Here is a 13,459-nt window from a genome sequence, read left to right on the forward strand (position 1 = left end):
ACCTCCTTCGGATTTGCCAGATAACCCGTGGTATCCCCGGTCGGGCGGCTGTTGGCGTTGGGTTTAATCACAATGTTCGGTCTGGTGAAGTGCGCGCCCGGCAGCGGCGCAACTGCCGCCAGCGTGCCATGTTTCTTCCGCAGCTCTTCTATCGGGCCAAAGTCCAGCGCGCGCAGCGGGCAGGACTCGACGCAGATCGGTTTTTTGCCGTCGGCAACGCGGTCATGACAGCCGTCGCATTTGGTCATGTGGCCTTTGGCGGCGTTATACTGCGGCGCACCGTATGGGCAGGCCATATGGCAGTAGCGACAGCCGATGCAGACGTCCTCATCCACCACCACAAAGCCGTCCTCGCGTTTGTGCATCGCGCCGCTCGGGCACACTTTCGTGCAGGCCGGGTCTTCGCAGTGGTTGCAGGAAATGGAAAGATAGTAGGCAAAGACGTTCTGGTGCCAGACGCCGTTATCCTCCTGCCAGTCGCCGCCCGCATATTCATAGATGCGGCGGAAGCTGACGTCCGGGGTTAAATCTTTGTAGTCTTTGCAGGCCAGTTCGCAGGTTTTGCAACCGGTGCAACGACTGGAGTCAATAAAAAATCCATATTGGGTTGTCATCGGTTACTCCTTATACCTTCTCAACCTGAACGAGATTGCTGTGAGACGGGTTCCCCTTCGCCAGCGGAGAAGGACGATGTGATGTCAGAATGTTGATGGAACCGCCGTGATCGACCTGGTCGCCAAACATATCCGCCTTGAGCCAGGCGCCTTGCCCGATGGCGGTAACGCCCGGCAAAATGCGCGGCGTGACTTTTGCCGGGATCAGCATCTGCCCGTTATTGTTAAATACGCGCACCGTGTCGCCCTGTTTGATGTTGCGCGCTTTCGCGTCAATGGGGTTAATCCAGATCTCTTGCGGGCACGCTTGCTGCAACACATCAATATTGCCGTAGCTGGAGTGGGTGCGGGCTTTATAGTGGAAGCCGGTCAATTGCAGCGGATAGGTTATTCGGATGGGATCGTCCCAGCCATCAAACCCTGGTGCATAGGCGGGTAGCGGATGAACGATCTCATCGTTTTCCAGCTCCCAGGTGTCGGCGATGGTCGCCAGCCGCTCGGAGTAGATTTCAATCTTCCCTGATGGCGTTTTCAGCGGACTGGAGGCAGGATCTTCGCGGAATGCACGGAAGGCGACATAGTGTTCCTCCGGGCATTTTTTCTTGAAGATGCCGGTGGTTTTCATCTCTTCGTAGTCCGGCATTTCCGGGTTACGCGCTTTGGTTTTGGCATGCAGGTATTTCACCCACTCGTGCTGGGTACGGCCTTCCGTAAATGTCTGGTAGACGTCCGGGCCGAGGCGTCTGGCGATTTCGCTCAGCGTCCAGTAGATCGGCTTTCTTTCAAATTTTGGTGAGGTGGCCGGTTGCCCCAGGATGACATAACCCATGTTGCCTGCGGATTCGTGCGAAATAAGATCTTCCTGTTCCGTTGGCATCAGGTCCGGCAGCAGAATGTCGCAGTATTTTGCGGACGCCGTCATGAAGTGCTCAATCCCGACGATCATTTCGCACTTGCTGTCGTCCTGTAATACGTCATGGGTGTGGGCGATGTTGCCATGCTGGTTAATCAGCGTATTGCTGGCGTAGCACCACATAAATTTGATCGGGACATCAAGCTTATCTTTACCGCGCACGCCGTCGCGTGTGGCGGTCATTTCCGCGCCATGATCGATGGCGTCTGTCCAGGTAAAAACGGAGATCTGCGTTTTTACCGGGTTATCCAGCATAGAAAACCACTCTACGCCGAGGTCCCAGGTGCCTTCACGCACGCCGGAGTTGCCGCCGTTGATCCCGACGTTGCCGGTCAGGATAGAGAGCATGGCGATCGCGCGCGCAGTCTGTTCGCCATTGGAGTGACGCTGCGGCCCCCAGCCCTGACAGATATACGCCGGTTTTGCTGAGCCGATTTCCCGTGCCAGCTGGATGATTTTTTCCGCCGGGATACTGGTGATATGCGCGGCCCATTCCGGTGTTTTGGCAATACCGTCCGGGCCATCGCCCAGAATATAGGCTTTATAGTGCGCATTACGCGGCGCGCTGGCGGGTAAGGTCGTTTCGTCGTAACCGACGCAGTATTTATCGAGGAAAGGCTTGTCGATCAGATTTTCGGTGATGAGTACCCAGGCGATCCCCGCCGCCAGCGCGGCATCGGTACCGGGACGAATAGGGAGCCATTCATCTTCGCGACCCGCCGCCGTATCGTTATAACGCGGATCGATGACGATCATTCTGGCGTTGGAGCGTTCGCGAGCCTGTTCCACATAGTAGGTCACGCCGCCGCCGCTCATGCGCGTTTCTGCCGGGTTGTTGCCGAACATTACCACCAGTTTACTGTTGGCGATGTCATCCGGGCTGTTGCCGTCATTCGTGCCGAACATATAACTCATTGCGGCGCTGATTTGTGCGGTACTGTAGCTGCCGTAACGGCTGAGATAACCACCACATGAGTTCATCAGACGATAAGGCACGTTGGAGTTCGTGATGTTCCCGCCATCCACGCCGGTGCCATACAGCACATGTACGGCTTCGTTGCCGTAGTCTTTCAGAATACGCTTCAGGTTGTCGCCAATGGTATCCAGCGCTTCATCCCAGCTGATACGTTCAAATTTGCCTTCGCCGCGTTTACCGACGCGTTTCATCGGGTATTTAAGGCGATCCGGGTGATTCATACGGCGACGGATCGAGCGTCCGCGCAGGCAGGCCCGCACCTGATGATTGCCGTAGACGTCATCGCCGGTGGTGTCGGACTCGACCCAGTACACCGCATCATCTTTCACATGCAGCCGTAGCAGACAGCGACTCCCGCAGTTGACGGTACAGGAACTCCAGACCGCTTTTTCTTCCACTGGCGCAGGCGAAAGGCCGTCAGCGGCGCGGGCGATTCGGGAGAAAGGAAGCGTGAAGGCGCTACTGGCGAGCGCGAGACCACTAATGGCGGATGTTTTCACCAGACTACGACGGCTGATAGTGGCCGTCATGAGCGCCTCAGGCGTGGTGATTTTCATAGTTACTCACTTTGCTTATTGATTAAAAAAAAGAAACGCGATTTATAAAATTTGTTTTTACAGGACGTTGGTTTGTTCGCATGACCGATGGACGTGCGAACACATCCCCCGAAACGCCTGTAATCGTTTCAGGGGATGGGGGTTACACTTTCTCGATTTCGACCAGATTGGTGTGCTGCGGATTTCCTTTCGCCAGCGGAGAGGGGCGCTGCGTCGTTAACGTATTCACGCAGGCGCCATGATCGATGCGATCGCCTGACATATCGGCATCGTGCCAGGCGCCCTGGCCCATCGCGCTCACGCCGGGGAGAATGCGTGGCGTAACTTTCGCCGGAATGCGTACTTCGCCGCGATCGTTAAATACCCGCACCATATCCCCGTTGGCGATACCGCGTTTTTGCGCATCCACGGGGTTAATCCAGACTTCCTGACGGCAGGCGGATTTGAGAACATCAATGTTGCCGTAAGAGGAGTGCGTGCGTGATTTATAATGAAAACCAAAGAGTTGCAGTGGGAATACGCTGCGCTTAGGATCGTCCCATCCTTCGAACGTTGAGGCATAAATGGGAAGCGGGCTGATGACGTCGCCTTTTTCCAGCTCCCAGGTTTGGGCGATTTTAGCCAGGCGGCTGGAGTAAATTTCTATCTTGCCGGACGGCGTTTTCAGCGGGTTTGCCTGTGGGTCTTCACGGAATTTTTTATAGGCCACGAAATGGCCGTTGGGATCTTTACGCTTGTAGATCCCCATTTTTTTCAGCTCGTCATAGCCTGGTAACTCCGGGTCTTTAGCCAGCATTTTGGCGTACAGATATTGCAGCCACTGTTCCTGGGTTCGCCCCTCGGTAAACCTCTGGTGCACGTCCGGGCCCAGCCGCTTCGCGACTTCGCTCATTATCCAGTAAATGGGCTTACGCTCGAATTTAGGGGCGGTTGCGGGCTGGATGAAGATTAAATAACCCATATTGCCCGCGTAGTCGTTAGGAATGATGTCTTCCTGTTCGACCGTCATCAGGTCCGGCAACAGAATATCGGCGTATTTCGCGGAAGAGGTCATAAAGTTGTCGATGACCACGATCATTTCGCACTTCGATTCGTCTTGCAGGATCTCGTGTGTTTTATTGATATCCGAATGCTGGTTGGTGATGGTATTGCCCGCGTAATTCCAGATGGACTCCACTGTCAGACGGATGGACGGACTTGAAGTAGTTGACTCAACGCTACTTAAGGTCCTGATATGACTGACATTAATCATGATAACACTGTATATCCATCCAGTTTTTCCTCTGGGTCTCCCTATCTGTATCAGCAAGTCTACACCTCAAGCCCTGACACAAGGCTGACACAAATCAATCTACTCAGCGTAGCTAAGCCTCAGTTAGTCCGTAGAGCCAATGGTCGATATACTATCCGCTTCAGACTCAAGGGACAGACCATCCCGTTTCTTTCAGTATCGACCCGAAGCACAGACAGGAGAGTAGCCACAATGCGTCAGAGAGAGCTCGCAGCCACAGCTAAGGCCTTCATGTTGGATAGGCCTGAAGTCTCACTACAGGAGCTTACAGAGCATCTCCGGTCTATGGCTGAGCAGTTCCTGACAGACGCTAGTGACGATTACTGGAATGGACTTGAGGTCGCTACTCTGGTCGACGAGAAGTCCAACCTGAGGGAGCTAGCCGCTACGCAAGCCTTAAGTCTGGACCAGCAGAAGGGCATAAGGTTAGCGCTTGAAGTCCTGAGCGCAGCACAGCAGAGGGTAGACACTGGTGATACCTCTGGTCTGATTAAGCTGATTGATGATAATAACCATACTGATTACTCAACTATAGGCGACTCTACGTCAATTCTGAAGAATGAGCAGGGGGATAGACCAGTAGTTTTCACACAGGAGCGCCAACCTGAGGTCACTATCGCTGACCAACCAGCTATCTGTAGTTTTTCTGAGCTAGTGTCCTCGCTGCTGGCTGAGAAGGTCCAGACCCTGAAGTCCTCCAGCTACAAGGACCTCTCGTCCTCACTAAATACTGTCTCCCGGTTCCTGCCTGAAGACATGGACCTGATGTCTCGCTCTGAGTGGCTGGCTGTCAGGGACGCTATGCTGGCTTCTGAGGTGAGACCGTCGACGATTAACAAGCTGCTGACTAAGGCGAAGATGTGTCTGGACTATGGCCTGATGAATGGGCAACTTGAGGGCCGCAACCCGATTGAGCGCATGAAGTTAACTAAGGATGTAGACTCCAAGCGTAGAGCATTCACTGACGAGGAGCTGGAGAGACTTCTGGTCCGTGTTGAGTCTGAGTATCAGTTCACACGACACACGGCTCACACGACCTCTGAGGCCCGTAGATGGGCGTCTCTGGTATCTGTGGTCACTGGAGCTAGGTCTGCTGAGGTCTGCCACCTGACTAAACGTGACATTGTAACCTTGGACAATGGGCTGGTCTGTATCGACATCAATGAAGATGGGGAAGGTAAGTCTGTGAAGAACAAGCATTCAGTCCGACTTGTGCCGTTGACCGATGGGGCCTGTGGTCTTGACCTGAAGTCCTTCCTCGAATGGGTAGACATGCAGCCTGACGAGGGTCCTCTCTTCGGGATGACTCCAAGCGCATACTCAAGCTGGTTTAACTCAAGGGTCATGACTGAAGCTCTGGGAGACGCTACGGATGTCTCTCTCCACAGTCTGAGGCATTGGCTGGCTACACGAATGAAAGAGCGTGGAGTTAATCTGGTGGACGCTCAGGGCATCTTAGGTCACAGCAGTCAGTCCATTACGTATGACCTGTACGGGAAAGGACACGCTGTTGGTAGGCTGGCTGAGGTGCTGAAGACAGCTTTACTTTAAGTAGGAAGACCCAAGGTGTAGACCATATACGGCTTGATGGTTGAGACCTTGGGTCACTGAAGTCTGACTGAAGTTAGGGAGGGTGATAATAATCATAATCCCTCCTGACTATAGGTCCACCGGTTCGCCTTCGGCTGTCCGACTTTAAGTCTGTCTGTTGTCTTATTTAAACTGGTTCCCTAACTCAGGTCCCTCCAAATTCCTATGGTCTCCTCTTGACATTCCTGTTTGACTGTGAGTCGCCTCTGTCTCTCTTTATATATACTTCCTTAATTCCTGAGGCGTCTTTAGTCCTTGACATTCGGTCCAACCTGTGAGTCACATCCGGTCCTCCCTCTTTATATTTACTTCCTTAATTCCTATGGTCTCCTTAATCCTTGACATCCAGTCCAGCCTGTGAGTCACATCCTGTCGCGCTACTGTATGTATCACCAGTGGTGGACTTGATTATCACTATAGGGGAACCAACTAATTCAACGACAGGAGATACTCTATGGCACGACCAATCGCAACTCACGACAACACGTTCACCAAAGCCTACTTGCAGCAGCACTGCGGGGACCTGCTGTCATTCGATGGTCAGGGTGACTTGAGTGGCTGGCTGGATGATGTCCTTACTGGTGCTGGTCGCCTGAGCGAATCAATGGCAAGCAATACCAAGCCTGTCAGCCCATACTTGATTCTGACCCAACTACTAACGCACGACACATTAACTGTAAGCGCTGTGCAGGAGTCCCTGAGCCGTAAGCGTGTTGCCTTGGGTGAACCTATGGTTTCAACTCGCTACGCTCGCTACGTCTATGCTGCCGTCGTCAGCGCCAGTAAATCCGTCCAGTACCACGCCAGTAAAGCTGGTTCATGATTACGGACCCTAAACTATCACTATAGGGAGACCTGCTTCCGCCTCTGAGTCTGATGCGTCAGAACATGCGAGCATCTGGTCAACCGACATTAAGTATCTCTCCTAAGTAATCAAGGCCCGTGACCGCCTCTGTCAGACCTCCTGTATCGACCTCCAGCTCGTTAGCGTTCTTTAGTCGTCTGTTAGTAGCTCGTCTACTCACTACTCATTGGCTTAAGTTTATCACCGCTCACCATCTGGAAGTCCTTACAACTCGTCCTGACATGCGGTCCCGCCTTTATACATATGGAGACACCCGGTCACTCCAGACCGTCAACATTTAACCATTCACTTTCGTTAAGCACTTTCTGATGGGGGTCCGTTTAGGATGCGTCTGAATGGTGCGGACTCCATGTGGAGACAGAAAGTGCTTTACCAAAGGAGCATCTTTGTATGAATACCGAATTACCTGTAACTAACCGCCAGTTCTTAATCATCCTGCTGACCAATGCAGAGTCCAGTGTCGATTGCTGTCGCTATAACTTAGACCTGCTGAAGTTATCCCGATGGTATGCCCAAGCGGAAGACTGGGACTATGAGAAAATCCGGGAGATGTACGCGGAGCCTATCCAGTCATACCTCCAGACACACACCGAGGAAGAGCTGAAGCGTGGCCTACAGGACATCTTCTATTTCAACAATCCTTACACCTGTGAGGGTGACTCAGAAGAGATGGATTGGATAGCGTCACGCTCTGATGCCGACTTGAAGCACATCTCTAACGCGATGATGCAGGTGGAGAGCAAATGGTCCCGCCGCCTTCAGGTCCTAACTGAAGATTACGAAAACGGCACCTTTGATAAGCTGGTCCCACCTGATGCCGAACGCCTTCAGGCGAAAGCTGACCAAGAACAGCGCTTCAAGTCCTTTGCCGAAGCTCTGGCGGGAGGTGCCTCTTATGACTTCTGACAATAAGCAGGAATACACCATTCATATCTTCGGTCAGGACATCACCAGTCAGGACGGATTGTTTCGACTGGATGAGATACGCCGGGTAGGCATTCAGATTGGTAAGGTAGAAGATAACCGTAGTACCGAGGTTGCTCGCTTCATGAGGACCAAGGCTGGTAGAAGTCTAACCAACCCAGAAAACGGGTTTGTTAAAAAGATTAACATGGGTCACTTAGGGACCTCGTGGCTGGCTGACCCAGTAGCCGCTATAGAGTTCGGTCGGTGGTTGGACCTTGGGTACGGACTGGCAGTAACCCGAGCCTTCGTGTCTATGACCTCCAGCGCCACCGTGCAGTCTGCTGTAGCGTCTGCTGAGGACATCAAGCCGGAGACCAAGGAATTCATCCAGCGTCATGGCACAGGCCTCTACATCGCCGGACGTGAAGTCTCACAGGCTGAGTATTCAGACTATCAAGCTGTGACCGCTGGTCGCTGTGAGTGGAGGTAAGTAATCATGGCTATGATTGACCCTCGTACACCTATCGGCAAAGCGACCCTTCGTTACCGTGGCCTGCCCACACGTCATCTGCTGTCTCTGCTGAGACTTGGAGTCGAAGACCCTGAGCGTCCTTACTACAGCCGTGACGAGCTGATAGCAATGCTGGTCGACCGTGATTTGAATAATCAGTTACGTCGAGCCTTTGCGAAGTCTAGCGCAGCTAGTGAACTGGAGTCTTAACCTTCCGGAAATCTCCGGATGAACCTAATTTAAACACCTTTTGAGAATGACCGATGCGGGGAGACCCGTAGGCATAACTGTGTCTGCGATACCGATAATTCTCACCTTCTCAATAGGAGTACCACCTTATGTTATTCAACAACAACGACTGGAAACTGTCAGTCACCGACATCAATCTCTACGAGAATACTGTGAGTCTGGACGGTCAGTCCTACCCACTGTCCTTCGCTATCAAGACCCTGATTCCGGGCTACCTGTCAGGCTTACCGTCCACCAGCCGCGAGGCGATGGAGTTACTGGAAGCTCTGGCTGAAGCTGGCGTGACCATTGGTAACTTCTTCAGTAATGACCTGATGACCGCCTACCAACGTCGCCAGCAGAACAAGCGAGCCGAGGCTGAGCGTATCGCTAAAGAGCAGCGCATTCAGGCTGAGCGTATGCGTGAAGAGAACATGACCGATGCAGAGTGGCAGAAAGAGCTACAGCGCCGCGAACAGGTCAAAGCTGAGCGCCGGACCTATGGTGAGAACCTCCGCAGTGCTACCCATTCCGCTGGTCGCTCCCGTGCCGCTATTGTCGCTGACATTGAGTCAGGCGGTAACTGGATGGACAGCCTCTAAGACACAGACACACAAGTGGTCCTGACCCGATGTCGGGACCCACAGTATCCAAACTAATTTAGGAGATTGATTATTATGACTATGACTAAAGACGCTTTCCAGTTCGGCATTGAGCCAGTACGTATCACCGACACCGACAACATTCAGGTTAACGGAGGTCTGCCAACTAACGCTGACCCACAGGTCTATGCCCTCCAGTTAGCTAAGACGGTTAAGGCTATGCTGAACGGTGTACTTAAAGACGCTCAGGATAACATTCCGTTCCCTGTAGAAGTCCTGCCTACCCGCAATAGCCTGCCTACCCCAATCATCGCCCACACTCTGTCTGACCGCTCTGTGGTCGTCCCTGTACGCGGTGGTGAGCGACCTGAAGTCGTGACCGTTCCGTCTGGTCAGGAGATTGTCGTCGAACCTATCGAACAGGCAATCCTCATCTCGGAGCAAACTAAACTGTGGGACGCCAAGTCCTCCACTGGTTTCACTCATGGCACACTCCAGCAGGACGCTATGAACATCTGTGAGAATGTGGTCCGTACCATCAACGCTCGCATGGTTGACGTTCTGGAGTCCTCCAAGCTGCTGAAGACCGTAGAGCTGCCAGTCCTGACTGGAAGCCTGACCACTAAGGCAGACGCTATCATGGACGCTCTGTTTGAGAACACCGAGTCCTCTTTCGGCTCTGAAGTGTCTGATTACGGCATCATCGCCCATGAGTCCCAACTGAAAGCGCTGTCCCGTCTGGCTGCTAAACAGGGCTTCTCTGGTGAAGACGCTATCGTGGATATGCTGGGTACCGACATCGCGTATTACAACGGTGAAGACAAAGGCGTATTCATGCTGGCTAAACGCTTCACGGCCCTGAGCTTCGGCTGCTTCCGTCACGACGGTGAAAATATTACGGTCGTCCTGTCTCGTGATGGTGACACCCAGTCTCACTCTCTGGAAATCCTCGGTAAGGTGTTCGTTGTCGCTGAAGCTGCTACGACAGTTAAGCTGGACACTGGCGCTGCAACCGCAGTCCTGCCTGTAGTCAAACGCCTGAAGTTCACCAAGGCTGAATAATGGGTAAGAGCGTCAGTAAGGGCCTCCGGTCCATCGCTAAGGGCTTCTCTGCTGGTGGTGGTACATCCGTATCACCTCCGGTCCCTGCGCCTGCTGTGGAGCTTCCTGTAGAGCCTGATGCGTCACCAGTGGTGGAGACACAGAGCGACACCCCGGTTAAGACTCCTAGCATGGGTAAGGCTGGGCTGAATGTTGGCAGGACTTCAGGTGGTGGATTATCAATGTAATTAATAACTATGGTCTGGACTTCGGTCTGGACCTTGTTTAATGTAATAATATAACATAACAGGATGGCGCATGGACCTGCATAAAGTCTATCTTGTCGTCTTCCTGCTGAAGCTGGTGCTGGTGGTCGTGCTTACAGTCAGGGTACGATGAGTTTTGGACCAAAAGTTAGAGACCTTATTCAATACAATTAAGACACCAATGTTCCCCGGTGCCACCCTGAGTCCTGACAAAGAGGCCACCGGGGTCCTGACCAGCCGTCTAGACATCCCGTCTAATGACACAAGGCTGACACAAAGCCTGACACAAAGCCTGACACAAAGTCCTTGACTCAATGCAGGACCTCAGGCCTACTAAGGGTCCGCTTCAAGTCCTTGAAGTTCCAGATGAACTTGATCGGCACATCCAGCTTTTCTTTACCGCGCACGCCGTCGCGCAGGGCGGTCATTTCCGGGCCGCGGGCAATGGCGTCCGTCCAGGTAAACACGGAGATCTGCGTTTTTACCGGGTTTTCCGGTAACGGCATGCGTTCAATGGTGATGGTATAGGTGGATTCGCGCGCGCCGCTGTTCCCGCCGTGAATACCGACATTGCCCGTCAGAATCGGCAGCATCGCAATCGCGCGAGCGGTGAGTTCACCGTTCGCCTGACGCTGCGGGCCCCATCCCTGACAAATACAGGCCGGTTTAGCCGCGCCAATCTCTCTGGCGAGCTTAATGATGCGATCCGCCGGAATACCGGTAATGCGCGACGCCCACTCAGGTGTTTTGGCCGTGCCGTCTTCGCCCTGGCCCAGAATATAGGCTTTATAGTGACCATTCGCTGGCGCATCGGCCGGTAGCGTTTTTTCGTCGTAACCCACGCAGTAGTTGTCGAGGAAAGGCTGGTCGACAAGATCTTCGGTGATGAGCACCCAGGCCAGTCCGGCGACCAGCGCGGCATCGGTGCCGGGACGAATAGGTATCCATTCGTCTTCACGTCCTGCCGCGGTATCGGTATAGCGTGGATCGATAACGATCATGCGCGCATTTGAACGTTCCCTGGCCTGTTCCAGGAACCAGGTAATTCCGCCGCCGCTCATACGGGTTTCTGCCGGGTTATTACCGAACATCACCACCAGTTTGGTGTTTTCGATATCGGAGGTGCTGTTACCCTCGTTCGAACCATAGGTGTAGGGCATGGCCGCCGCGATTTGCGCGGTGCTGTAGGTGCCATAGTGACTAAGAAAACCGCCGTAACAGTTCATCAGGCGGGCCACCAGAGAGGCATAAGGCGAGGAGCGGGTGATGTTGCCGCCGACGATACCGGAGGTGTAGTTAATGTACACCGCCTCGTTACCGTATTTATCGACCGTGTTTTTCAGGCTGTTGCTGATGGTATCCAGCGCTTCTTCCCAACTGATACGCTCAAATTTCCCCTCGCCGCGTTTGCCTGTGCGTTTCATCGGATAGTTGAGGCGATCAGGATGGTTAATTCGCCGACGGATTGAACGTCCGCGCAGGCAGGCGCGCACCTGGTGATTGCCATAGATATCTTCGCCGGTGTTGTCGGTTTCCACCCACCAGACTTCATCATCTTTGACGTGGAGACGCAGGGCGCAGCGGCTACCGCAGTTGACCGAACATGCTCCCCAGACCACTTTGTCTTCAACGGGCTGGATTGCCTGCTGCACGGCAGCCGCAGCGGTACGCATCCCGAAAGGCAAAGAGAGCCCTCCGGCAGCGAGCGCCAGCGATCCTATCGCGGTGGATTTCACTAACGTCCTGCGGCTGATGCCTCCCTGTTGTTCAACATCGGACATAATTCACTCCATTATAGTTATCGTTATATAATTATGTTTATAACGAAATTAATAGGATACTAATGAAAGAGTGATTTTAACCCCTTATAGGTAGGAGTTATTAATCCATGTCAAAATTGAGGGAATCTTTCTAAGAGGGAGTAAGAGCCTGGTATATCAGGCTCTTATCTGTTATTGAGGTTCGACAGCATGCCCGTCCTGAGAAGGACTGGTACTGGCAGGAGCGTTTCCGCTGCTGGTGCGGGTATACAAAATTTTATGGGTATCGTTTGCACAGTGGCCTACGACCTGGGAATCGGGCTGATCCGCCTGGTCATTAGGAACAATAGTTAACGTAAAACTGGACTCCGCCACACCATTGTTAATGATGCGCTGTTCGATGTCGCTTTTGACTCTTTCACATGACTCCGGCGCCGCCAGTACCTGCGGGGAGGCGACGATGAGCAGACACGCTGCAATTCCTGCTGAGATTTTCATCATTCACTCCTTTTATGAACACGATAATGAAAGCTTAGCATTTCTAGTGTAAACAACTGTATTTGCTAATATGATTGAGAATCATCTCCTTATCCTGGTGAATAACGTGAAGAAACAGACCCTGGTGAGCTTTCTGTGTGTGCTGCTTGTTGGATGTGATAACGCCACTGTTCTGGTCTCCTTTACCCCGGAAATGGCCAGCTTTTCCAATGAGTTCGATTTTGATCCGTTGCGCGGCCCGGTTAAAGATTTCAGCCAGACGTTGATGAACGACAAAGGGGAAGTGACGAAGCGCATCAGCGGAACGCTTTCGCAGGAAGGCTGCTTTGATACGCTGGAACTGCACGATCTGGAAAACAATACCGGGCTGGCGTTGGTACTGGATGCAAACTACTACCGCGATGCCGAGACGATGGAGAAAAGAGTGCGCTTGCAGGGGAAATGCCAGTTGGCGGAGTTGCCCTCGGCAGGCGTGGTCTGGGATACGGACGATAACGGTTTTGTTGTTTCCGCAACGGGAAGAGAGACGAAGGTACAATACCGCTATGATGCGGAAGGGTATCCGTTGGGTAAGACCACCATCAGTAAAGACAAAACGTTATCCATTGATGCAAAACCGTCGGCGGACCCGCTTAAGAAGCTCGACTATACGGCGGTCAGCCTGCTAAACGATCGCCCGTTAGGCAATGTGAAGCAGACGTGTGAATATGATAATTACGCCAATCCGATCAACTGCCAGCTTGTGATCGTTGATGAAAGCGTCGAACCCGCCGTTGCGCGGAGCTATACCATTAAAAATACGATTGATTATTACCCGGCTGCGTCTGACACAGCCGGGTAG

Annotated in this window: 11 protein-coding genes and 2 pseudogenes; 8 read left to right on the plus strand and 5 right to left on the minus strand. The window is 52.9% G+C overall.

All coding sequences use genetic code 11. The annotated features are described in order from the left end of the window. The 3 genes and pseudogenes from OGY62_RS08910 to OGY62_RS08920 form a co-directional block, all read right to left on the minus strand. Positions 1–614, minus strand: a 614-nt coding sequence (locus tag OGY62_RS08910) for a dimethylsulfoxide reductase iron-sulfur subunit DmsB (protein ID WP_012132456.1), incomplete at its 3' end; no start/stop codon positions are given. A gap of 10 nt (positions 615–624) precedes the next feature. Continuing rightward, positions 625–3,060 carry a selenate/tellurate reductase subunit YnfF gene (gene ynfF / locus OGY62_RS08915; protein ID WP_047457179.1) on the minus strand — a complete coding sequence of 812 codons (2,436 nt, stop codon included), beginning with the start codon at positions 3,058–3,060 and terminating at the stop codon, positions 625–627. A 142-nt stretch (positions 3,061–3,202) separates the two neighbouring features. Further along, positions 3,203–4,237: pseudogene (locus tag OGY62_RS08920) on the minus strand (molybdopterin dinucleotide binding domain-containing protein); the annotation flags it as partial. A gap of 57 nt (positions 4,238–4,294) precedes the next feature. Here OGY62_RS08920 and OGY62_RS08925 point away from each other — a divergent pair. The 7 genes from OGY62_RS08925 to OGY62_RS08955 all read left to right on the plus strand — a co-directional run bounded on the left by OGY62_RS08925 (position 4,295) and on the right by OGY62_RS08955 (position 10,115). Next, entirely contained in the window at positions 4,295–5,902 is a 1,608-nt protein-coding gene (locus OGY62_RS08925; RefSeq protein ID WP_353654533.1) for a site-specific integrase, read from the plus strand. 493 nt (positions 5,903–6,395) lie between these two features. Continuing rightward, on the plus strand, positions 6,396–6,764 hold the full coding sequence (locus tag OGY62_RS08930) for a hypothetical protein (RefSeq protein WP_000113586.1): 369 nt from the start codon (positions 6,396–6,398) through the stop codon (positions 6,762–6,764). Positions 6,765–7,196: 432 nt separating this feature from the next. Then, positions 7,197–7,712, plus strand: a complete 516-nt coding sequence (locus tag OGY62_RS08935; protein WP_001091024.1) for a hypothetical protein — start codon at positions 7,197–7,199, stop codon at positions 7,710–7,712. Next, the gene (locus OGY62_RS08940) at positions 7,702–8,202 is read left to right on the plus strand and encodes a hypothetical protein (protein WP_000199921.1); all 501 of its coding nucleotides are present in this window, start codon (positions 7,702–7,704) and stop codon (positions 8,200–8,202) included. The genes OGY62_RS08935 and OGY62_RS08940 overlap by 11 nt, the downstream gene beginning before the upstream one ends. Before the next feature lie 6 nt (positions 8,203–8,208). Beyond that, complete coding sequence (locus tag OGY62_RS08945) at positions 8,209–8,433, plus strand: hypothetical protein (RefSeq protein WP_078309557.1); 225 nt, start codon at positions 8,209–8,211, stop codon at positions 8,431–8,433. Positions 8,434–8,561: 128 nt separating this feature from the next. Then, positions 8,562–9,053 (plus strand): DUF6971 family protein, encoded by a 492-nt coding sequence (locus OGY62_RS08950; protein ID WP_078309555.1) that lies wholly within the window; start codon positions 8,562–8,564, stop codon positions 9,051–9,053. Positions 9,054–9,128: 75 nt separating this feature from the next. After that, complete coding sequence (locus OGY62_RS08955) at positions 9,129–10,115, plus strand: hypothetical protein (RefSeq protein WP_078309553.1); 987 nt, start codon at positions 9,129–9,131, stop codon at positions 10,113–10,115. A 601-nt stretch (positions 10,116–10,716) separates the two neighbouring features. Here OGY62_RS08955 and OGY62_RS08960 read toward each other — a convergent pair. Continuing rightward, positions 10,717–12,141 (minus strand): annotated as a pseudogene (locus tag OGY62_RS08960) (molybdopterin-dependent oxidoreductase); the annotation flags it as partial. Between the two features lie 171 nt (positions 12,142–12,312). Next, positions 12,313–12,621, minus strand: coding sequence for a DUF1161 domain-containing protein (locus OGY62_RS08965; RefSeq protein WP_012132453.1), 309 nt, complete (start codon positions 12,619–12,621; stop codon positions 12,313–12,315). Between the two features lie 103 nt (positions 12,622–12,724). Between OGY62_RS08965 and OGY62_RS08970 the strand changes: the two genes are divergently transcribed. Then, a complete protein-coding gene (locus OGY62_RS08970) occupies positions 12,725–13,459 on the plus strand; it encodes a YnfC family lipoprotein (RefSeq protein WP_024130347.1) in 735 nt (244 codons plus the stop codon).

Origin of the sequence: Citrobacter sp. CK198, from assembly GCF_030333295.1 — a bacterium.
GTDB lineage: Bacteria > Pseudomonadota > Gammaproteobacteria > Enterobacterales > Enterobacteriaceae > Citrobacter_B > Citrobacter_B koseri.